Source organism: Mannheimia haemolytica (assembly GCF_004342115.1).
In the GTDB taxonomy this organism is placed as follows: Bacteria; Pseudomonadota; Gammaproteobacteria; order Enterobacterales; family Pasteurellaceae; genus Mannheimia; species Mannheimia haemolytica.
In genome coordinates this window covers 1-19,269 of sequence record NZ_SMAC01000010.1, presented here as the reverse complement: position 1 = coordinate 19,269, position 19,269 = coordinate 1, and the positions used below count along the sequence as shown (strand labels likewise).

Here is a 19,269-nt window from a genome sequence, read left to right as displayed (position 1 = left end):
TTTTTAAAGTTTTGCTGTAATCCATTCTTGAGCAAGTGACAATGCCTGCAATAAATGTTGTGGTTCTGAGCCTCCGGCCATTGCCATATCAGGACGTCCGCCCCCTTTACCTCCCACTTTTTCAGCCATTGCACCAACTAATTGACCAGCATTGACTTTATCGGTTAAATCTTTGGTCACACCTACAATCAAATTGACTTTATCTTCCGCCGTAGTCGCAAATACAACAACTGCACTGCCTAATTGATTTTTTAGGTCATCAACCATCGTTCTCAATGCTTTTGGTTCAACATTCTCTAATTGTTGAATCACTACATTCACGCCATTGATTTGGGTAGCTTGTTTGGCTAAATCTGAACCTGCTTGTGCTGCAAGTTTATCTTTTAGCTGTTGAAGCTCTTTTTCTGTACGTTTAGCCTTCTCTTGTAATTGAACAATTTTCTCAACGAATGAATGACTGTCTGCTTTTAACAATTCAGCACTTTGTTGAACGGCTTGTTGTAAGGTATGCAACCAAGCAATCGCATTTTCACCAGTGACAGCCTCTATACGGCGTACACCTGCTGCTACCGCACCTTCAGAGGTAATTTTGAATAAGCCAATATCACCGGTTTGTTTAACGTGTGTGCCGCCACAAAGTTCAATCGAGAAATCTGACATTTCCACTACACGCACTACTTCGCCATATTTTTCACCAAATAACGCCATTGCACCTTTCGCTTTTGCAGATTCAATATCCATTTCTTCAATGATTACCTGAATATTTTCACGCACTTTAGCATTCACGATACGTTCAACTTCTTCAAGTTGTGATTTAGTAATTGCTTCCGGCTGAGAAATATCAAAACGTAAAATATTTTCTGACACTAATGAGCCTTTTTGAGCAACGTGGTCGCCTAGCACTTGGCGTAACGCAGAATGCAGTAAGTGGGTAGCACTGTGGTTTAATGTAATAGCATGACGACGCTCTCTATCTACGATCGTATTAACTTTGTCGCCAACAGAAAGTGAGCCGGAAGTTAATTGCCCAATATGCCCGAATACTTGACCATATTTTTGCGTATCTACTACCTCAAAATTGCAAATTTCTGCGGAAATTTGACCGCTATCTCCCACTTGTCCGCCCATTTCTGCATAGAATGGGGTTTTATCTAAAATCACTACCGCATTTTCACCCGATTGAATAGACTCAACCGATTTTCCATTACTAAATAACCCAATTACAGTAGCATCATTTAAGCTGGTTTCAGTATATCCACTAAAGCATGTTTTACTGTCCACTTTAATCACATTGTTATAATCTGTGCCAAAGCTACTGCTGGCTTTCGCACGCTCACGTTGTGCGGTCATTTCTGCATTGAAGCCGTCTTCGTCAATTTTAATATCACGTTCACGGCAAACATCTGCGGTTAAATCTAACGGGAAGCCATAAGTATCATAAAGTTTGAACGCAACTTCGCCAGATAAGGTGTTATTTTCAACCTTCGCTAATGCTTCTTCTAATAAATTCAATCCACGCTCAAGAGTACGGGCAAATTGCTCTTCTTCTGCTTTGAGTGTCTTTTGAATATGCGCTTGTTTTTGGGTCAGCACCTCACCAGCTTGCCCCATTACCGTTGCAAGTGTTGGCACCAATTTATAGAAAAAGGCTTCTTTTGTACCCAAAATATTACCGTGACGAACCGCACGGCGGATAATACGGCGTAATACATAGCCTCTTCCTTCATTTGAAGGTAAAACACCATCGGCAATCAGATAGGAACAAGCACGAATATGGTCTGCCACTACACGTAAAGATTTATTATCTAAATCTTTCACATTAAGCAAAGTAGCGACTTCTTTAATTAAAGTTTGGAAAATATCCGTTTCGTAGTTGGAGTTTACGTGTTGCATTACCGCAGTCATACGTTCTAACCCCATCCCTGTATCTACAGAAGGCTTAGGCAGTTTTTCCATCGTACCGTCTGCTAAACGATTGAACTGCATAAATACAATATTCCATACCTCAATATAGCGGTCGCCATCTTCTTCTGGGCTACCCGGTAAGCCACCCCAATGTTCAGGCCCGTGATCATAGAAAATCTCGGTACAAGGGCCACAAGGGCCGGTATCGCCCATCGCCCAGAAGTTATCTGAAGCATAAGGTGCGCCTTTATTATCGCCAATGCGAATAATATGTTCCGATGGTACACCTACTTCTTTATGCCAAATATCGTAGGCTTCATCATCAGTTTCATACACAGTTACATATAATTTTTCTTTTGGTAAGCCAAGCCATTGTGGAGAAGTTAAAAACTCCCAACCGAATTTGATTGCATCTTGCTTGAAGTAATCACCAAAGCTGAAATTCCCCATCATTTCAAAAAAAGTATGATGGCGAGCGGTATAACCTACGTTTTCTAAATCATTGTGTTTACCACCTGCACGTACACAACGTTGTGCCGTAGTCGCTCTGCTATAAGGGCGTTTTTCTAACCCAAGAAAAACATCTTTGAATTGGTTCATGCCCGCATTGGTAAATAATAATGTCGGATCATTCTCGGGAACAAGAGAGCTGCTTGGAACAATCGTATGTCCTTTAGTTTGGAAAAACTCTAGAAAAGATTGTCTGATATCTGAAGTTGTTTTCATTAAAAATCACTCTTTTTGTAAATAGAAGTTAAACATTTAGTTATCTTGCTATTTTACACATTTTTTATGCTATTGGGGGAGCTATATGCTACTTATTTTTTCAATTAAATAATTTTTGTAAATTTTCCCAAAAAAATAACCGCTTGTAAGACAGATAAACTGTCTCAAGCGGTTATTTTTCATTCATTTTCTTGCTATTCATCTGCTAATGGCACAACCAGCATATCAACAGTGATATTATTCATGACTTGACGAGTTGAAGACATAAATTTACTCCAGAAGTCCTGATGATGGCCAGTGATGAGTAAATCGACATTGTGTTTTTCTACGGCCTCTTCCAAAACTTGACTAAAATCTCCCGTTCCGTTTAAACATTCAGATACAGGATAATTTACTTTTGAGGCAAGTTCAGCCAGTGCCGTATTTGTTTCTTCAACAACACTGTCTTGTACCGAAGACATATTAATATCAATTAATCCTGTATAGAGATCCGAAAAATTAACATCAACGTGAATGAGGGAAAGTTTAGCTCCGCATTTTTCTGCTAACGCAGCCCCCTTACGCACTAAAACAAGACTTTCTTCAGAAAGATCCACTGCAACTAAGATATGTTTATACATAATATGCTCCTTGCTTGTGAGAGTTGTTTACTTTGTGTATAAACATACTAACACACTCTTTTTGATAAAAACTTGAAGTAGATCTCAAAAATAAAAATTTGATTATATTTTTCATACCTCTTTGTAAGTATTTTTATTTTTCCTTGGTATACTTTGCTTCATGTAAATTTAATGGTAAACTTTGTTCTAAATCAAATTTAGGAATACTTTTCTAATTTAAGGTTGAATGGATGAAAATTGTATCAGAACCTAAAACAAGCGGACGTCATACTTGCACAATTCATTGTCAAAATTGCAGTATTAGCCAACTATGCTTACCTTTTACTCTTAATGAAACGGAATTAACTCAACTAGATAATATTATTGAGCGTAAAAAACCGATTCAAAAATCGCAAGTTATTTTTAAGTCAGGTGATGAACTGCGTTCGCTTTATGCTATCCGTTCTGGGACATTAAAAGCCTATACCTTAAGTGAAAGTGGTGAAGAGCAAATTACCGGTTTCCATTTACCTGGCGATCTGATTGGCTTTGATGCAATTACCAATATGCAGCACGAAAGCTATGCTCAAGCACTCGAAACCTCAATGATTTGTGAGATTCCATTCGATATTTTAGATGATCTTGCCGGCAAAATGCCAAAAATTCGCCATCAAATTATGCGTTTGATGAGTAATGAAATTAAAAGCGATCAAGAAATGATTCTATTGCTCTCAAAAATGAATGCGGAAGAAAAACTAGCTGCATTTTTGTATAATCTTTCCCAACGTTACTCAGCCCGTGGTTTCTCTGTAAAAGAGTTCCGTCTAACTATGACCCGTGGAGATATCGGCAATTATCTTGGTTTAACCATTGAAACTATCAGCCGTTTATTAGGGCGTTTCCAAAAAAGCGGTATGATTTCAGTACAAGGAAAATATATTATTATTAACCGTATGGAAGAATTAGCCAAATTAGCCGGGGCAATCAAACCGCAGCAAAATATTATTGCTCAAACTACCGCTTAATTTATCTTACCAAATCCCTTTTTGAGACCTCGTTCAAAAAGGGATTTCTGATCCGATGAGCCGCTAACTCCATTTGCCCGTTTTTCCTATATCCGTTATAATCGACACAATTTTGCCCCAATCAATATAAAAGAGGAATTTTTATGGGTATCTTAACTGGTAAACGTATTTTAGTGACAGGTTTAGCAAGCAACCGTTCGATCGCTTACGGTATTGCAAACGCAATGAAGCAACAAGGTGCAGAACTTGCATTCACCTACTTAAACGATAAATTAAAACCACGAGTTGAAGAATTTGCCAAAGAATTTGGCTCAGACATTGTCCTTCCGTTAGATGTAGCAACCGATGAAAGCATTACTGAGTGCTTTACTGAATTAAGCAAACATTGGGAAAAATTTGACGGTTTTATTCACGCTATCGCATTTGCACCGGGCGATCAATTAGACGGCGATTATGTAAATGCCGCAACCCGTGAAGGTTATCGTATTGCACACGACATCAGTGCCTATAGCTTTGTTGCAATGGCTCAAGCTGCTCGCCCCTTCTTAAATGAAAATGCCACCCTTTTAACCTTAAGTTACTTAGGTGCAGAGCGTGCAATCCCTAACTACAATGTAATGTGCTTAGCCAAAGCCTCTTTAGAAGCTGCAACCCGTGTAATGGCAGCCGATTTAGGTAAAGAAGGTATTCGTGTAAATGCGATTTCAGCCGGCCCGATCCGTACATTAGCTGCTTCAGGCATTAAAAACTTCAAGAAAATGCTTTCTGCTTTCGAGAAAACCGCTGCTTTACGCCGCACCGTAACTATTGATGATGTAGGTAACTCTGCAGCTTTCTTATGCTCAGATTTAGCCTCTGGTGTAACAGGTGAAGTGTTACACGTTGATGCCGGCTTCAGCGTAATGGCAATGGGTGAATTAGGCGACGAAGAGTAATTCCTATAAAAATAACGGACTCAATTGAGTCCGTTATTTTTTTAATAAAATATTACTTACAATATACATTTGCAGTACGAGGTGTATAAATACCGATAGTCACAAGACCTAATAGAATGTCCCCACCTGAAAGTACTGTTTCAACCTGCTGCACTTTATCTTTGGAACCACAAACCTCTACAACATTCAATGTTTCTTCTTGCCCAATCCCACCTATAAAGAACGACTGAGTTACACTCTTAGTTGGTTTAATATTATCAGTAACTTTGCCGCCAATATGGGCAGTTTGTGTTGTACATGCTGTAGTCAGCAGGGCTGTTAATACAGACATAGCAAGCAATTTTTTCATTTTCAACTCCTTAAATTACTAGGATTAGTTACAATATACACGGATTTGGCGAGGTGAATAGATACCATAAGTAATTGTACCTAACAAGCCATTAAAGAAAGTAGTTTCAGTTTCTACCTTACCTACCTTATCTGCACCATTACAAATTTTTGCTGCATCTATCTCTTGTTTTTGAGCAAACCCTGAAACAAAGAAGTGTTGAACACGATCATATTGAGCTTCCTTAGCAGGAGATAGTTCAAGTGTTTGAGTAGAACAGGCTGCTAAAGAAAATACTGTTGCAATTGCAAGTAATTTTTTCATTGAAAAGTCTCCATTATTTTTAAATGGATTATATTCTACTAACCTTTATAAGTTATAGCAACAGCATTTATTTGCTGAACTTGGTTCAAATCCGTTATAATGCCATTGTTTTTTTCGGTGCAACGATAGCACCTTTTTTTATTTTTAAAATGAGAAATTATGTTTCAAAACAATCCCCTTTTAGCCCAACTCAAACAACAAATTGAAGCAAGCAAAGAATATGTCGCAGGCGTTGTCAAAGCCTCAGACAAAGCATTCGGTTTTTTAGAATGCGATAAAAAAAGCTATTTTATTCCACCTGCGGAAATGAAAAAAGTAATGCACGGTGATTCAGTGAAAGCCGTAGTCAAACGTGATGGCGACAAAGAACAGGTAGAAATTGATTCACTACTTGAGCCAATGCTGGATAGATTTATTGCCCAAGTTCGCTTGAATAAAGAGGGCAAATTGCAACTTGCGGTTGATCACCCAAGCATTAAGCAAACTATCCCGGCAAATACCCATAAAAAAGTCACTGAAAAATTAGAAAATGGCGACTGGGTGGTTGCACAATTAAAAACGCACCCATTGCGTGACGACCGTTTTTTCTTTGCTCAAGTTACCCAATTTATCTGTAAAGAATCTGATAATTTTGCCCCTTGGTGGGTCACACTTGCCCGCCACGAACAGCCTCGTGAACCGGTCGCAAATGAAAAAAACTATGAATTACACGATGAATTAGCTCGTGAAGATTTATCTCATCTTTACTTTACCACTATTGACAGCCCAAGCACGCAAGATATGGACGATGCTCTGTTCATCGAACCAATTAAGCAAAATGGCAAGCGAACCGGCTGGCGTTTAGTGGTAGCGATTGCTGACCCAACCGCTTATATCCCAGAAAATTCCCATATTGAAAAAGCCGCTCGCCAGCGTTGTTTCACCAACTATTTGCCGGGCTTTAACATTCCAATGTTACCTCGAGAACTCTCAGACGATCTCTGTTCGCTTGTCCCGAATGAAAAACGCCCTGCCCTCGTTGGCTTTATTGAAACCGATTTAAACGGCAATCTCATTAAAGAGACAACCTTTACCTCTGCTTGGGTCGAATCAAAAGATCGCTTGGCTTACGACGATGTTTCCGATTATCTCGAAGGCGTGGAAAATGCGTGGCAACCTCAGTCTGAAGAAACAAAACAACAAATTGAGTGGCTACATCAATTTACTCAAGCCCGCATTCAATGGCGTGCCGAGAATGCGTTGCTATTCAAAGAACAAGGCGATTATACCTTTGAGTTAAATGAAGATGGCTCGGTAAAAGATATTCACGTTGAATATCGCCGTATTGCGAATCAAATGATCGAAGAATCAATGATTCTTGCCAATATTTGTTGTGCAAAATTCTTAAGCCAACATGCCAAAACCGGTGTATTTAATACCCATTCAGGTTTTGATCCGAAAAATTATGAATTGGTAAAATCATTTTTACTCCAAACTTTAGCCAGCGATGAAAATCGTGATGAGCTTGCCGAACGCTACTCCGCCGAGCGTTTAGCAACCTTAGAAGGCTATTGCCAAATGCAACGTGATATTCAAGACTACCCAGAGAAATTCTTAGAGTTGCGTTTACGACGTTATTTAACCTTCGCTGAATTTAAAGCCGAAGTTGCCCCGCATTTCGGGCTAGGCATTACCGATTACGCCACTTGGACATCACCCATCCGTAAATATGGCGATATGGTAAACCACCGTTTAATCAAGCAAGTGTTACTTGGCAAACAAAGCCAAGCGGTGGAAGAATCAGTTTTAAGCCGTTTACAAGAAGCTCGCCGTCAAAACCGTTTAGTAGAACGTGATATTGCTGACTGGCTTTATGCTCGTTACCTTGCCCCAATGGTGGAACAAGCGGTCGAATTTGAGTGCGAAATTGCAGATGTTTCCCGTGGTGGCTTGCGTGCGAAAGTCATAAAAAACGGTGCTCAAATTTTTGTGCCATTCTCCAGCTTGCACGACAACAAAGAGGAAATGGAATACCGCCAAGAAGAACTTGCACTTTATATTAAAGGTGAAAAAGCCTATCAGATCGGGCAAGCGGTGAAAGTGAAACTCACCGAAGTACGCTTAGAAACCCGCTCAATCGTAGGAAATATCATTTAAATTTCAAGCGGTTATATTTTGATGAGATTTTGCAAATTTTCTCTAAAATATAACCGCTTGTTTATAACTTTAGGGGAACAAAGGAGAAACAATGGCAACTTATATTGTAGGCGACCTACACGGTTGCTTTAACGAATTTCAGCTTTTATTAGAAAAAGTCAATTATAACCCCAAGCAAGACGAACTCTTTTTAACAGGGGATTTAGTCGCCCGTGGTGAGGACTCTTTAGCCTGTTTACGTTTTGTGAAAGACTCTGCAAACAATGCCAAAACCGTGCTAGGCAACCACGATTTGCACTTGCTTGCCACAATGCTTGGCATCAAACGGGTAAAACCAAATGATAAGATTGATGCTATTTTTGAGGCTAAAGATCGGCTCGATTTGCAAAATTGGCTCAGAAATCAACCGCTTGTAATTCATCACCCCAAACATCAATTTTTGCTGACTCACGCAGGAATCAGCCCTGAGTGGGATTTAGCAACTACCCTAGCTTGTGCCAAAGAGGCAGAAAAGGTGCTACAAAGTGACAATTATGCGGACTACATCGCCCAAATGTATGAGAATAAGCCCGAACGCTGGAGTGAAGATTTGCAAAGTGTTGAACGTTGGCGTTATATCATCAATGTGTTTGCCCGTATGCGGTTTTGCTACACCGACAAGCGGTTAGATTTTGACTGTAAATTACCGCTTGAACAAGCCCCTCAAGAACTGCTGGCTTGGTTTGACTTAGATAATCCGTTATTTACACAGAAAAACATTATCTTTGGTCACTGGGCAAGCCTAATGGGCAAATGCACTCGTCCAAACATCTATGCACTTGATACCGGCTGTGCTTGGGGAAGCCATTTAACCATGCTCCGTTGGGAAGATAAACAAATTTTTACCCAAAAGCGTCTAAAATAAAAGCATTCGACCAAAAGCATATTGCACTAAGTTCCTTTTTCCAATAGAATGCACACCGTTAACGCGACTATAGCTCAGTTGGTTAGAGCACCACCTTGACATGGTGGGGGTCACTGGTTCGAGTCCAGCTAGTCGCACCATTATTTTTAAGCCTGAATATCCCCATTCAGGCTTAACCCCAAAAATACCCCTTATAAATCAATAGCTTATTGATTTAAAACACTTCCCCAAGTGTAGCATAACATCAATAAAAACATCATTTTTGATATGAAAACTTGATATTTATTGATCGTTTATGATCTCTATTAACATTCCTTTGCACACATTTGCACACTTAAACTGCACACATGCACAAAGGAATAAAAAAATGGCTACTATTATTAAGAACGGCAACAAATACCGAGCACAAGTCCGCAAAAAAGGCATTTATAAAACTGCCACTTTCAGCACCAAAACAGAGGCAAACCGCTGGGCTTACGCTTTAGAGGCTCAAATTGATGCCGGAGAATATAACACCACCCCGAACATTCTTTTTGCCGAATTAATCGACAAATACCTCAAAGAGGTCACTCCGACCAAACGTGGCAAAAGGGAAGAACGCTATCGCCTGCTAAGAATTGCCGGCAGCAACTTGGGAAATATACCATTACCGGCACTCACCAAAGAGCATTTACGCCAATGGCAAAACCAACGCTTGCAAGAAGTGCAGCCGGTTTCCGTCTCAAGAGAAAGAGCCACTTTATCGGCACTCTTTACAAAAGCAATGGAATGGGATTATCTCAAAGAAAATCCTCTAAAAACGCTGGAAAAAATCAAAACGCCACCAGCAAGAACTCGCCGATATAGCGATGAGGAGATAGACAAACTGATTTTTGTCTCCGGCTACAGCCCTAACCAGCCACCGCTATTAATGCAACAAAGAGCCGGAGCAGCACTATTATTTGCGATTGAGACTGCAATGCGAGCGGGTGAAATTGCTGGTTTAAAATGGGAACATATAAACCTGCAGGCACGCACCGCATTTTTGCCACAAACCAAAAACGGTTATTCACGCACCGTGCCACTCTCAACCAAAGCAATAGCAATTTTAAATCAGTTGGCACAACTTGAACCGAACAAGCAAAACAGTGTTTTCCAGCTCACCAGTCGCAGCCTTGATTCGAATTTTCGCAAGCTGAAACAAAAAGCCAATCTACACAATGCCGATCTGCATTTTCACGACACACGGCGAGAGGCACTCACACGTTTGTCTAAATATCTGACGGTAATGGAGCTTGCCAAAGTATCGGGGCATCGAGATTTAAGTATTTTGCAAAATACCTACTATAACCCTGATATTTCAGAACTTGTGAGCAAACTGCAATAAAAACAAAAGCCGATAAACGAAAATTTATCGGCTTTTTTGTATTTATTACTTGCAATGTAGGATACCCTATATTATAATAACCTCACTTTCAAGAGACAGCTTGAAAGTGAGCGTAAGGCTTAAACCTTACGAAATGAAGAAGGATAGCACAATGTTTAAATACATTATCCTAGTTGTCTTCTTATTAGTCCTTAGCTCCCCAGCTTACTAATCTGAAGCAACTCGCTGGGGGTGAAAGCTCCCAGCTCTTCAACAAAATTTATAATAGGGATAAATTATGGCAATGTCAAGAAATGAAATCCAAGCTAAAAGCGAGGCAAAACGAGGAATAAAGCAAAAATCCTTTAAACTACCGCTTGAGGTGATCGCAGAAATCGAAGTACTTAGCCAAAAACTCAACATTCCACAAAACCAGCTGATTATTCAAGCTATTCAACAATTCAAGCAAAACAACCCATAAAACAAAAGCCGATAAATAATGAAATTTATCGGCTTTTGTATTTTGAAATACTTTACAAATAATCGTTATTATCCATCTTTACAAATGCCAGCCAATGCGTTTTGTTATGTTTACCGCTTTTATGCCCATAGATAGGTTGGTATTCGATAACATTTAAAATTTTCGATACAGGGATTCCCGATTGTCAGCAAACAATACCGAGGGGTTGTGCTTATTAAAGTGAAACATTCGGCTACCGCAACAAGCATCTAAGATTATCTTTTTTATCATCACTTCACCTTCCACATCAAACAAAATTTCACCACTTCACCGGATACCCACTTCTTCGCCCCCCTGCCCTTGCCTCGTAAGCCGTCAAGGGCAATCGGTTTCGGAAAATGTGGACTAGATACAACACTTCGGCTGGTGTGTTCTTTAGTGTAGCCGAAATATGCTGCTACATCGCCCAAATCCCACAATTCACGGCTATGCTCATTCACCCCTTTGGTTTTTAATAACCGCTCAACCTCACAAAGTTTTGCAAAAACTTGCTCATTACTGACCGCTTGTAATTGTTCCATTTTTACCACCTAAATCATCAATCCAAACATCTACAGGCATTTCTTTTTGTTCTAACACTGGCTTAACTTTCACATCAATTTCCAAATCATACTGACTAAACCCCCGTAACCCACTTTCCTCAAATTTAAAAAGATTAAAAATATGATAAGCAACCACATCCTGCACAAGCTCAATATCTTCTTTTTTCCGCTGTGGATGCTCAACTCTGACTCGTATAAATTTACTCCCCATTTTATTTTTCATTTAATTTCCCTCCCAGCACCGCATAACCCGCAATATCTCGCCAGTTATCTTCATAGTCCGGATTACAACCTGCAAAAATGCGAGCCAGTTTCAAGCAGATCATCTCGCCTGCCTCTTTTTGATGTGGTTTAAGTTGAGTATTGGTATCCAGCAACACTGCTTTTAACTGCTGGCTCATTGTGGCAACATCATCAAAGTTGCCGTAATTTTTGCCACGTTCTCCGATTATTTGTTCTATGTTTACATTTTTCACTTCAAATTTTCCTGTAGGTCTTATATGTAAATTTGCACTAAATGGCATTTGTTTTTCCCATTCTCTCATTATTCACCCCCTAAAACGGAATATCATCATCAAACTGCGGAATATCTTTCTGCTCGTCCGCAGTCATCACGTCTTGATTTTTCTGCTTTGGTTGCGGTTTATTTTCTGCCTTATTTGGCGTATTTGGCGTATTTTTCTCACCACTACTGAGCATTTGCATCTGCTCGGCAATAATCTCTGTAATACTCCGCTCAACACCGTTGCTATCCGTCCATTTTCGGGTTTTAATTTTCCCGATAATTGATACCAAATGCCCTTTTTTTACATACAATTCGGCGATTTCAGCTAATCGGCGATAAAGCACCACCCTATGCCATTCGGTGCTTTCTTTCTTCACACCTGTTTGCTTATCTGTCCACTTTTCAGAGGTCGCTACCGATAAAGCCGCAGCTTTCTCACCATTTTGCATTGTTCTAATATCAGGGTCTTGCCCCAAACGTCCGACTAATGTGACTAAGTTCATTATTTCGCCTCCAATAATCCTAACTTCATTTCAATTTCGTCTAAAGTTTCCAAGACATATACATAGTTATCCCTTGCTCTACAATAATTCTTCTTTACATCAAAAAGATAGTTCTCAAAATATTTACGTCCTTCTTCATTTAAAATCAGAACCGAACCATTCCAATCTTCAAATCCATAATCATCAGCTGGTATCTCTCCCTCTCGAAATCCTTCAATAAACTTAGTTTGAATAATCTCATCATAACGAAACGCTCTGCAACGCACCGGTTCTCCATATTCATCTTTCTCAATGAAATAATTAATCAAATTTAAACGAATAAATTTAACCATTTTCTTAATATCCTAATTCAAAAAACTCTCATAATTATCAACAATATGCTCAATTAAACGCCCACGGCTATAACTCACAAACATTGTTTTTTGCGAATTTCCCCAAATTTTTAACCGCTTGCCGTTTAGTAAATCGTCTATTTGATGTTCAGTAACCCGTCCTCGCATTGTAATCAGTTCATTTCTTAGGCAATTTCGAGCCTCTTCACTAATCTGATTATTTTTTGACCCCGTACAGTTACTGACACAAGTCCAAGGGGGAGCAAGCTCCCCTAATAAAGCGATAGCCTCTTCGTTAAACCCTAACTTCTCGTAGTATTTACGTTTAGCTTCCGCTCGTTCCGTTTCGGTTGCATTTTCTAATTTTTTCTGTAATTGTTGCTCCTCCCAGTTTTTAGGTTTAAGTTGAATGCTCCACTCTTTCGGGCGTGTATTAATCTGCACACCGTTTTTAATGTTAATAATGCCGCTCACTTTTAATGATGGCTCTTGATACATCGTATATAACGCCTCACCGGTTTCGCTTTTGCGTTCGGTATAAGTAATACGTGCAACTAAATCGGCACGTTTAACCAACGCACCGCCTAATTCTTCGGTGAAAACGTCCCACTCACCGCTATCTGCAATCACACGGAGTTTCTCTAAAGTTTCATCTTCTTGCTCTACACTCCCCAAACGGCGTAACTCACGCCATAAGCTGATCGGAATATTACCTAACTGCTGGAACTGTCGAATACACCAAACGCTAGACCACGCTCCTACACGAGCGGCATTCTCTTTCGCCTGAATATTTGCCTCGTCTGAAAGCTCGCCGTCCATTCCAAAACCGTCAATGTTTTTAGAAACATATTTCACTAAATAGCCCGTTGCCGAGCCTTTCTCTTTCTCAATACGCTTGAATTTGCAACGGTATTTTTTCGCACCGGCTTCTGTGCCATCGACCTCTAAGGCATAACTCAAGAACACGCGGCGAAGCTTTTCCATATCTTCCGGACGAGTGAATAGAATTAAATGCCAGTGTGGGGTAGCGTCAGCGTGAGGTTCAGCCACTCGAAAACCGTAAGCCATTACGCCCTCACGGTTGAGTTTGGCACGGATTTTCGCCCAAGTATTCACAAGGTAAACCTGTGTTTCCGCAGGGCTTGCTCCATTCCATTTCGGGTTCACGCTACTGGTTCTTGAAAGCATTGCGTGATACTTAGACGGAGCAGTCAAGGTAATAAACCACCCCTCGTGCCCTTGCTTATCTGCATAACGCTCAAATCCATTCATACGAGTGAGTAATTCAAGGCGTTTAATTTTCGGGTTAGAGGCAGACTTCAACCACGTTTCAAATAATGAAAGTTGCTCTTCCGGCTCGGCGATATTGGCAATGATCATTGATTTCAAATAATCAATATTCGCCTTGCGTTGAGCCTCAAACGCTTTCAAGCGAGCATTTGAACAGTAAGGCGAAAGCATATTCACCATACCGCACGCAATAGCTAAATGCTCTTTCATCTGTTCGGCAATTTTAGATAACTTTCTAGTCCACCATTTTTCACAGGTCATTTTTAAAAAGCCTGTGGTAATTTCCTCTTCAGTTAATCTACCCTTTCTCGCTTTTTTCTGATAAGGCGAATCAATCTTGAGCTTATTTACCTCTCCCATCATTGCCCGATAGCATTCAAGCAACACACTATAGGCTGTGTCGCCATCTGTCGCTTTGTGCATATTCTGCTCGATGTTATCTTGCTGAATTTGGCGAACACGATAAGCAATACCTAAGGCAAGCTGTTTGATTTGTTCTTCGGTTTGGTAAGCAAGCGGGCGAATGCCGTGAGCTTTTAAATAGCGAGAGCTATTCTCTAAACGGCAAAGGTGCATAGGCAGTTGAATACCTTTCACTTCGGCATCTTGTTTAATTTTTTGTACCGCTTGTTGCGTATCAACACCGGCACCGAAATAAACATTACTATCTAATTCAGCTAAAAAATCTAAATCTTGATGGGATTGCTTCAGAAAATCGAATACATCGCAATACTGGCTAATAACTGCCTCAATGCGTGGCATTTTGCGTGCCATTTCCGCTTTGAACCAGTCTGCTGTGTCGTATTGGCTTTGGTAATGTAGCTTTTGCTTATACTGTCTGCCGAAATGCTCTGCTAAGGCACGAGGCAAACGCTCAAAATAAGATTGGCGTAACGGTTCGTGAATAGGGTCTTTCGAGAATAATTCTTGCTGAACCATTGAAGTGTAAGGCTGTTTGAACGCTTGATATAAACGATCAGAATGAAGCTCTAATGCACAAGCAGAAGCACCGGCAACAGGTGGGAGTGAAACACCTATTGCGAAAGCCTCTGTAGCAGATAGAATCTCATTCTGATAATTCATTTAATGAAAGTTCCGTTATAAGTTAAACAAAATGCTTGCTCTAACAAGCGGATATTCTCAACATCTTGAGGGCTTAACGGCTCTTTAATATTACCGCTCCACCCTAATTCATTTTTCAGTAGCCATAACAACAAAACATCACTTTCTATATGGCTCTCTACGTTCTTATTGGGGTGCGTTGGGTCTTTATATAAAACTACCCTCTCACCATTACAAAATAAGGCATACCGCCGTTTTAGCTCATATCGCTCAATGTGGTAGGTGTTACCGCTCGGGGCTTGCCAGTTTGGGTGAATATGTGTGTAAGCGGATTTAGTAATCTGGCTCATCTCACCGTTACCGTAAATTTAATATCTGTTTTAGCTCCTGCTTCTTGGTTGATGATATGGTTATACAACTCATCAAACGGTTTATCTTCGGCACGAATAAACATATAAGCGATGATTTCGCTTAAATTGGTGGTATCACGCAATAGCTCCTCGCCTTGGTACAACTGATAACACGGCTTACCGTCTGCATCTAAAATATCTTTCTTGATTTTGTAATCGTTCACAGTAATTAATGACATTCTTCTACCCTCTAACTAATAAACTAAACATTCGGTCTGATACCGTTTAAAAAACGCTTGATATTGGCGATAAGCATAGCGATTACCGGTTTTGCACCACAGTTTGTGAAAAAACTCACACAATTCACGGTTACGGCTCATATTTCCCTCCTAATCAGGTGCATTAATGCGTTTTTCACGCAATTTGGAATCGTTCTTCATTACTCGTTGGAAATCGGCAAATTCTTCAAACCACAACCCGAATGAATGCAAGGTGCTTTTTTCTTGTCTGCTATAAGCTCCCCACGGTTTCGGCTCTGGGTTTTCCTGCAAAAAGGCAGCACGCAATAACAACCGCTTATGCTCCTCACTTGCCTGATTCCACATCAAGCCGAAGTGATCGCAACTAAACGCCTTTTTGCTATTACTCACTTTCTGCTTTTGAAACATTGCCACCAAACTCATACCAACCCCTAAGGATTCCCTTTGCTACCCAACACCTTTTTAAACATTGCAAACAAACCTTGCTTTTGGGTCTGTTTGACTTTTTCCAGCTTAATCACACGGGCTTTCAGCTTTTCATTTTGGCGAATTAACCGATTCACTTTTAACTCCAACGCTTGCAGTAAATCGCCAATCTGCTCACTATTCAGCTTTGCCAGCTCTACTTCATCAGCTAACCGGCTTTCTAAATTCGCCACCCGCTTTTCTTGCAAAAACAGATTAAGGCGACGTTTATTCATCTTCTTAAGGCGGTTAAGTCTGTTCCAACGTGATTTGTGTCGGTAATATAATTGCTTACTCATTGTTCAAATTCCTGAATTTAGGGTGCAAAAATCTCGCCCTATGCAAATAAGGCTTATTTTGACGATTGTTTAAAAATTGGGATTAGTCTTGCTTAGGTTGGTCTGCCACAACGCCATCGAACAAATCCGGCGTGTTCAAATCGGCTTCCATCAAGCATTTATTAATACGCATTGCTTCCGGTCGCTCTTTATAAATCGGTGTGCGAACACGGATAATTTGACTTTGCACAAGTTGCTCTGTGCCGCAGTTATTACAATAAGTAACAGCCTGAATAGTCAGCAAACCGATTTTTTCAGATGTACGAACCCGTAAATTTTTACTTTTGCAATTTGTACAGGTGTGGTCTAAATTCATTATTTCCCCTACGCCTTCCCCAAGGCTCTATTCACATTCTTTGCGTTTTTACTGTTGTTTCGGCTTATCTATCCCCATAGACAAGCGGTTGAATTTTGGTTATGTTTTACATATTTTTAACCCTCCAAAAGGAAATTTTATGAATACTGAAGATCAAATTATTGAACTGACTGTTGAAGTTGAAAACTTACGCCATCAACTCAACGCCAAAAACATTATTCTTGATGATTTAAAAGGTCGCTTAACAGACTACCAACGCAAACGACTGGACCGGCTTTTCGAACGTTCACGCCGACAGTATTTAAATGACCTTGACCTTGAAGAAGAGCAAGCTGAAGCTCTTGAAGCAATTTGCAACGAGCTTGAGTCGTTTCTGGCGAACTAATACCAAAATCTAACAAGGTCAAATCTAAACGCCATTTACCGTCTTGATTACGTCTTACGGTAAATTTCCCACTCGCTAGCCCTGCCTGTTCAGGGCTTTTATTTTGCTGTTGCATTTCCCAACTCCTCACAAATTTCACGAATTGTTACCTGCCCGTTTGTGGCAGCTTCGATTTTTAGTAGATATTCAGCGGAAATTCCGCCTCCGTTTAGCCATTTCAAGACCGTAGGCTGACTAACTCCACAAGCTTCAGCTAATTTTGTTTGTGTTCCTACAAGTTCAATAGCTTTCTGAATTTTCTTATTAGTCATAAATATAACTCTGGTTATTGAATGGTTATAATAATATAACCAAAGAAATAAAAAATCAATAACCAAATGAATTTTTATTTCTATACCTTTAGTTATATACTCATCAAAAATAAGGAGTTCCTAATGGATACTTTGGCAAGTCGTTTGAAAATCGTTTTAGACCAAAAAGGTTTAACACAGGAAAAATTTGCAGAACAAATAGGTGTTTCACAGCCATCTGTTTTTAAAATCCTGAATGGACAAACTCGAAATCCCACAAGGATTTATGAAATTGCAAACGTCCTAGATGTCGATGTAAATTGGCTCAAAACCGGCAAAGGCGAAGCACCAGATTTTGCGAAAATCGGAAAAAATCCGACCGCTTATGAAGAGGAAAGCTCAATGCTTCGACTTGAGGTGTTAGATGTATATGCCTCTGCCGGCAATGGTAGTTTTGTCACGGGAGACTTAACCGCTTACACGCACGCAGTAGAATTTGAAAATGCCTATTTTGCACAAGTCTTTCAACGTGCAAATGCCAAAGGCTTATCAATTATTAATGTAGATGGCGACTCAATGGAGCCAACTATCGGTAACGGTGATTTGCTGTTCGTAGATACCACTAAATCCGCTTATCAAGGCGATGGTGTCTATGTTTTCAGCTATGGCGAAAACTTATATGTAAAACGCTTGCAGTTCGCCGGTGATGAATTGTTAGTCATTTCCGACAATCCGCTTTATAAAGAGTGGAGAATCACATCAGAAAATGAGCATAAATTCCAAATTCACGGTAAAGTGGAATTTATGCAAGGGCATATTAGGAGGGTTTAGGTGATGGAACATCAAAATCTAACTCATCTTGTCTATATTACATCACATAAACAAATTGGAGTTTATTCGATTTCTAATTTGAATATTGATGACCTTTACTTCAAAGGTTACTGTATTCAGAAAAATAGAGTTATCACATTAAGAGCTGATCGCATTATTAAACAATTTGATGATTTAGCTCTTGCCGAAAATTATGCCAAAAATATTCCTCAAGATGTGTTTTATCTATTTGATTCTCTTCTGAACCAGCAACGAAAAGAAAAAATAACACCGATCTATAAAATCGGTTTGTGTTTTACTGGATTTAAGCAAGCTAGAAAAAATGAATTAATTCAACTAGCAGTAGATAATGATTTGAAAGTGGTACAAAACGTAACTGGTGCAGTTGATTTTTTAATTTTCGATAAAGAGTCGAAAACTGTTGGACCAGCAAAACTAGCAAAAGCTGAAAAGTTAGGTATTAAAATCATCAACGATGAAGAATTTTTATATATGTTAGAAACTGGCGTTGTGCCGGATTAGGTTTGACTTCTCAATAGATGTTTATACCAAAATCATCTAAACTAAAAACTAACAATTACATAGAAGAATTAAACATCAAATCAATAGGGGAAACCGATATGAAAAAAGCACTTACACTACTTGCACTATCACTATTTGCATTGCCTGTACAAGCCGATAGCCTCGAACTTGCTCGTAATAAAGTAAAGCAAATTTTTATCAGTGATGAAGAGCCAAAGGTAAAAGATGCGACTTGGACTGCACCATTTATCTTTAAGGTTGGAGTTTTTGATGACGGCACGAAAAGAGATGGCTACGCCGAATATGTTTGCCAAGTTTTATACGACCACGGATTTAAAGGTAAAGGTGTGTTGGTTAGCGTAATCGATATAAAAAAACTAGTCCAAACAGGTGATTGGGTTGATCTTGGCAAAGCTAAATGTCAGTAATACATAAGGTGTAGAAGATCAGACTTGATCTGACAATTCACTCTAAAAAGTGAGAGTTTCCCGTTTAGAATATGAGTGTCAAAAATCAATCTAAACAAAAAGG

Annotated in this window: 27 protein-coding genes and 1 tRNA gene; 11 read left to right on the top strand and 17 right to left on the bottom strand. The window is 39.7% G+C overall.

Going from position 1 to position 19,269, the window contains the following annotated elements; genetic code table 11:
* Nucleotides 1-3 precede the first annotated feature (3 nt).
* Together alaS and EDC41_RS04830 are read right to left on the bottom strand one after the other, a co-directional pair.
* The gene (gene alaS, locus EDC41_RS04835; protein ID WP_006252798.1) at nt 4-2,631 is read right to left on the bottom strand and encodes an alanine--tRNA ligase; all 2,628 of its coding nucleotides are present in this window, start codon (nt 2,629-2,631) and stop codon (nt 4-6) included.
* A gap of 194 nt (nt 2,632-2,825) precedes the next feature.
* On the bottom strand, nt 2,826-3,251 hold the full coding sequence (locus tag EDC41_RS04830; protein WP_006252799.1) for a universal stress protein: 426 nt from the start codon (nt 3,249-3,251) through the stop codon (nt 2,826-2,828).
* A 230-nt stretch (nt 3,252-3,481) separates the two neighbouring features.
* On the opposite strand from EDC41_RS04830, the gene EDC41_RS04825 reads away from it, so the two are divergent.
* Nucleotides 3,482-4,255, top strand: a complete 774-nt coding sequence (locus EDC41_RS04825) for an FNR family transcription factor (protein ID WP_006252800.1) — start codon at nt 3,482-3,484, stop codon at nt 4,253-4,255.
* 143 nt (nt 4,256-4,398) lie between these two features.
* Entirely contained in the window at nt 4,399-5,190 is a 792-nt protein-coding gene (locus EDC41_RS04820) for an enoyl-ACP reductase FabI (RefSeq protein ID WP_006252801.1), read from the top strand.
* Between the two features lie 52 nt (nt 5,191-5,242).
* Here the strand turns inward: EDC41_RS04820 and EDC41_RS04815 are convergent, their stop codons facing one another.
* Together EDC41_RS04815 and EDC41_RS04810 are read right to left on the bottom strand one after the other, a co-directional pair.
* Entirely contained in the window at nt 5,243-5,539 is a 297-nt protein-coding gene (locus EDC41_RS04815; RefSeq protein WP_006248148.1) for a Bor family protein, read from the bottom strand.
* A 24-nt stretch (nt 5,540-5,563) separates the two neighbouring features.
* Entirely contained in the window at nt 5,564-5,842 is a 279-nt protein-coding gene (locus EDC41_RS04810) for a Bor family protein (protein ID WP_006251532.1), read from the bottom strand.
* A gap of 159 nt (nt 5,843-6,001) precedes the next feature.
* Between EDC41_RS04810 and EDC41_RS04805 the strand changes: the two genes are divergently transcribed.
* The 5 genes from EDC41_RS04805 to EDC41_RS04785 all read left to right on the top strand — a co-directional run bounded on the left by EDC41_RS04805 (nt 6,002) and on the right by EDC41_RS04785 (nt 10,708).
* Nucleotides 6,002-7,978, top strand: a complete 1,977-nt coding sequence (locus tag EDC41_RS04805) for an exoribonuclease II (RefSeq protein ID WP_006252803.1) — start codon at nt 6,002-6,004, stop codon at nt 7,976-7,978.
* Between the two features lie 91 nt (nt 7,979-8,069).
* Nucleotides 8,070-8,882, top strand: coding sequence for a bis(5'-nucleosyl)-tetraphosphatase (symmetrical) ApaH (gene apaH / locus EDC41_RS04800; RefSeq protein WP_006251529.1), 813 nt, complete (start codon nt 8,070-8,072; stop codon nt 8,880-8,882).
* A gap of 63 nt (nt 8,883-8,945) precedes the next feature.
* Nucleotides 8,946-9,022: transfer RNA gene (locus EDC41_RS04795), tRNA-Val, on the top strand.
* 227 nt (nt 9,023-9,249) lie between these two features.
* Entirely contained in the window at nt 9,250-10,248 is a 999-nt protein-coding gene (locus EDC41_RS04790) for a tyrosine-type recombinase/integrase (protein WP_006248153.1), read from the top strand.
* A 277-nt stretch (nt 10,249-10,525) separates the two neighbouring features.
* A complete protein-coding gene (locus tag EDC41_RS04785; protein ID WP_006248154.1) occupies nt 10,526-10,708 on the top strand; it encodes a hypothetical protein in 183 nt (60 codons plus the stop codon).
* A 269-nt stretch (nt 10,709-10,977) separates the two neighbouring features.
* On the opposite strand, the gene EDC41_RS04775 is transcribed toward EDC41_RS04785, so the two are convergent.
* The 12 genes from EDC41_RS04775 to EDC41_RS04725 form a co-directional block, all read right to left on the bottom strand.
* Nucleotides 10,978-11,268 carry a hypothetical protein gene (locus tag EDC41_RS04775; RefSeq protein WP_006248155.1) on the bottom strand — a complete coding sequence of 97 codons (291 nt, stop codon included), beginning with the start codon at nt 11,266-11,268 and terminating at the stop codon, nt 10,978-10,980.
* The gene (locus EDC41_RS04770) at nt 11,243-11,512 is read right to left on the bottom strand and encodes a hypothetical protein (protein WP_006248156.1); all 270 of its coding nucleotides are present in this window, start codon (nt 11,510-11,512) and stop codon (nt 11,243-11,245) included. The genes EDC41_RS04775 and EDC41_RS04770 overlap by 26 nt, the downstream gene beginning before the upstream one ends.
* Nucleotides 11,502-11,834, bottom strand: a complete 333-nt coding sequence (locus EDC41_RS04765) for a DUF6378 domain-containing protein (RefSeq protein WP_006248157.1) — start codon at nt 11,832-11,834, stop codon at nt 11,502-11,504. Before EDC41_RS04765 ends, EDC41_RS04770 begins: the two co-directional genes overlap by 11 nt.
* 10 nt (nt 11,835-11,844) lie before the next feature.
* Entirely contained in the window at nt 11,845-12,297 is a 453-nt protein-coding gene (gene ssb / locus EDC41_RS04760) for a single-stranded DNA-binding protein (protein ID WP_006248158.1), read from the bottom strand.
* Nucleotides 12,297-12,629: a hypothetical protein gene (locus tag EDC41_RS04755; protein ID WP_006248159.1), complete on the bottom strand. Its 333-nt coding sequence runs from the start codon at nt 12,627-12,629 to the stop codon at nt 12,297-12,299. The genes ssb and EDC41_RS04755 overlap by 1 nt, the downstream gene beginning before the upstream one ends.
* Before the next feature lie 12 nt (nt 12,630-12,641).
* On the bottom strand, nt 12,642-15,002 hold the full coding sequence (locus EDC41_RS04750) for a replication endonuclease (protein ID WP_061888586.1): 2,361 nt from the start codon (nt 15,000-15,002) through the stop codon (nt 12,642-12,644).
* Nucleotides 14,999-15,331 carry a hypothetical protein gene (locus EDC41_RS04745; RefSeq protein ID WP_061888587.1) on the bottom strand — a complete coding sequence of 111 codons (333 nt, stop codon included), beginning with the start codon at nt 15,329-15,331 and terminating at the stop codon, nt 14,999-15,001. Before EDC41_RS04745 ends, EDC41_RS04750 begins: the two co-directional genes overlap by 4 nt.
* Nucleotides 15,328-15,570, bottom strand: a complete 243-nt coding sequence (locus tag EDC41_RS04740; protein WP_006248162.1) for a hypothetical protein — start codon at nt 15,568-15,570, stop codon at nt 15,328-15,330. The genes EDC41_RS04745 and EDC41_RS04740 overlap by 4 nt, the downstream gene beginning before the upstream one ends.
* A 15-nt stretch (nt 15,571-15,585) precedes the next feature.
* Complete coding sequence (locus EDC41_RS14015; protein WP_006250962.1) at nt 15,586-15,711, bottom strand: hypothetical protein; 126 nt, start codon at nt 15,709-15,711, stop codon at nt 15,586-15,588.
* A gap of 9 nt (nt 15,712-15,720) precedes the next feature.
* The gene (locus EDC41_RS04735; RefSeq protein WP_042803562.1) at nt 15,721-16,014 is read right to left on the bottom strand and encodes a hypothetical protein; all 294 of its coding nucleotides are present in this window, start codon (nt 16,012-16,014) and stop codon (nt 15,721-15,723) included.
* A gap of 8 nt (nt 16,015-16,022) precedes the next feature.
* On the bottom strand, nt 16,023-16,355 hold the full coding sequence (locus tag EDC41_RS04730; RefSeq protein WP_006248165.1) for a hypothetical protein: 333 nt from the start codon (nt 16,353-16,355) through the stop codon (nt 16,023-16,025).
* A gap of 82 nt (nt 16,356-16,437) precedes the next feature.
* Nucleotides 16,438-16,710, bottom strand: a complete 273-nt coding sequence (locus tag EDC41_RS04725) for a hypothetical protein (RefSeq protein ID WP_006248166.1) — start codon at nt 16,708-16,710, stop codon at nt 16,438-16,440.
* Between the two features lie 139 nt (nt 16,711-16,849).
* Between EDC41_RS04725 and EDC41_RS04720 the strand changes: the two genes are divergently transcribed.
* Nucleotides 16,850-17,095 (top strand): hypothetical protein, encoded by a 246-nt coding sequence (locus tag EDC41_RS04720; RefSeq protein ID WP_006253660.1) that lies wholly within the window; start codon nt 16,850-16,852, stop codon nt 17,093-17,095.
* Nucleotides 17,096-17,193: 98 nt separating this feature from the next.
* Here EDC41_RS04720 and EDC41_RS04715 read toward each other — a convergent pair whose 3' ends face one another.
* A complete protein-coding gene (locus EDC41_RS04715) occupies nt 17,194-17,406 on the bottom strand; it encodes a helix-turn-helix domain-containing protein (RefSeq protein ID WP_006248168.1) in 213 nt (70 codons plus the stop codon).
* 123 nt (nt 17,407-17,529) lie between these two features.
* Between EDC41_RS04715 and EDC41_RS04710 the strand changes: the two genes are divergently transcribed.
* From EDC41_RS04710 to EDC41_RS04700, 3 genes are all read left to right on the top strand, one after another.
* Nucleotides 17,530-18,216: an XRE family transcriptional regulator gene (locus tag EDC41_RS04710; RefSeq protein ID WP_006248169.1), complete on the top strand. Its 687-nt coding sequence runs from the start codon at nt 17,530-17,532 to the stop codon at nt 18,214-18,216.
* A gap of 3 nt (nt 18,217-18,219) precedes the next feature.
* Nucleotides 18,220-18,738 carry a BRCT domain-containing protein gene (locus EDC41_RS04705; RefSeq protein ID WP_061888588.1) on the top strand — a complete coding sequence of 173 codons (519 nt, stop codon included), beginning with the start codon at nt 18,220-18,222 and terminating at the stop codon, nt 18,736-18,738.
* Between the two features lie 98 nt (nt 18,739-18,836).
* A complete protein-coding gene (locus EDC41_RS04700) occupies nt 18,837-19,166 on the top strand; it encodes a hypothetical protein (protein WP_006248171.1) in 330 nt (109 codons plus the stop codon).
* Nucleotides 19,167-19,269 lie beyond the last annotated feature (103 nt).

Bases quoted from the DNA above. Each gene is read 5' to 3' on its own strand.
- EDC41_RS04775 (WP_006248155.1), bottom strand. From the start codon at position 11,268: ATGGAACAATTACAAGCGGTCAGTAATGAGCAAGTTTTTGCAAAACTT.
- EDC41_RS04745 (WP_061888587.1), bottom strand. From the start codon at position 15,331: ATGAGCCAGATTACTAAATCCGCTTACACACATATTCACCCAAACTGG.
- EDC41_RS04725 (WP_006248166.1), bottom strand. From the start codon at position 16,710: ATGAATTTAGACCACACCTGTACAAATTGCAAAAGTAAAAATTTACGG.
- EDC41_RS04805 (WP_006252803.1), top strand. From the start codon at position 6,002: ATGTTTCAAAACAATCCCCTTTTAGCCCAACTCAAACAACAAATTGAA.
- EDC41_RS04735 (WP_042803562.1), bottom strand. From the start codon at position 16,014: ATGAGTTTGGTGGCAATGTTTCAAAAGCAGAAAGTGAGTAATAGCAAA.
- EDC41_RS04765 (WP_006248157.1), bottom strand. From the start codon at position 11,834: ATGAGAGAATGGGAAAAACAAATGCCATTTAGTGCAAATTTACATATA.
- EDC41_RS04710 (WP_006248169.1), top strand. From the start codon at position 17,530: ATGGATACTTTGGCAAGTCGTTTGAAAATCGTTTTAGACCAAAAAGGT.
- EDC41_RS04790 (WP_006248153.1), top strand. From the start codon at position 9,250: ATGGCTACTATTATTAAGAACGGCAACAAATACCGAGCACAAGTCCGC.
- EDC41_RS04830 (WP_006252799.1), bottom strand. From the start codon at position 3,251: ATGTATAAACATATCTTAGTTGCAGTGGATCTTTCTGAAGAAAGTCTT.
- EDC41_RS04770 (WP_006248156.1), bottom strand. From the start codon at position 11,512: ATGAAAAATAAAATGGGGAGTAAATTTATACGAGTCAGAGTTGAGCAT.
- EDC41_RS04825 (WP_006252800.1), top strand. From the start codon at position 3,482: ATGAAAATTGTATCAGAACCTAAAACAAGCGGACGTCATACTTGCACA.
- EDC41_RS04730 (WP_006248165.1), bottom strand. From the start codon at position 16,355: ATGAGTAAGCAATTATATTACCGACACAAATCACGTTGGAACAGACTT.
- EDC41_RS04720 (WP_006253660.1), top strand. From the start codon at position 16,850: ATGAATACTGAAGATCAAATTATTGAACTGACTGTTGAAGTTGAAAAC.
- EDC41_RS04705 (WP_061888588.1), top strand. From the start codon at position 18,220: ATGGAACATCAAAATCTAACTCATCTTGTCTATATTACATCACATAAA.
- EDC41_RS04715 (WP_006248168.1), bottom strand. From the start codon at position 17,406: ATGACTAATAAGAAAATTCAGAAAGCTATTGAACTTGTAGGAACACAA.
- ssb (WP_006248158.1), bottom strand. From the start codon at position 12,297: ATGAACTTAGTCACATTAGTCGGACGTTTGGGGCAAGACCCTGATATT.
- EDC41_RS04740 (WP_006248162.1), bottom strand. From the start codon at position 15,570: ATGTCATTAATTACTGTGAACGATTACAAAATCAAGAAAGATATTTTA.
- EDC41_RS04750 (WP_061888586.1), bottom strand. From the start codon at position 15,002: ATGAATTATCAGAATGAGATTCTATCTGCTACAGAGGCTTTCGCAATA.
- EDC41_RS04815 (WP_006248148.1), bottom strand. From the start codon at position 5,539: ATGAAAAAATTGCTTGCTATGTCTGTATTAACAGCCCTGCTGACTACA.
- EDC41_RS04810 (WP_006251532.1), bottom strand. From the start codon at position 5,842: ATGAAAAAATTACTTGCAATTGCAACAGTATTTTCTTTAGCAGCCTGT.
- alaS (WP_006252798.1), bottom strand. From the start codon at position 2,631: ATGAAAACAACTTCAGATATCAGACAATCTTTTCTAGAGTTTTTCCAA.
- apaH (WP_006251529.1), top strand. From the start codon at position 8,070: ATGGCAACTTATATTGTAGGCGACCTACACGGTTGCTTTAACGAATTT.
- EDC41_RS04700 (WP_006248171.1), top strand. From the start codon at position 18,837: ATGAAAAAAGCACTTACACTACTTGCACTATCACTATTTGCATTGCCT.
- EDC41_RS04755 (WP_006248159.1), bottom strand. From the start codon at position 12,629: ATGGTTAAATTTATTCGTTTAAATTTGATTAATTATTTCATTGAGAAA.
- EDC41_RS04820 (WP_006252801.1), top strand. From the start codon at position 4,399: ATGGGTATCTTAACTGGTAAACGTATTTTAGTGACAGGTTTAGCAAGC.
- EDC41_RS04785 (WP_006248154.1), top strand. From the start codon at position 10,526: ATGGCAATGTCAAGAAATGAAATCCAAGCTAAAAGCGAGGCAAAACGA.
- EDC41_RS14015 (WP_006250962.1), bottom strand. From the start codon at position 15,711: ATGAGCCGTAACCGTGAATTGTGTGAGTTTTTTCACAAACTGTGGTGC.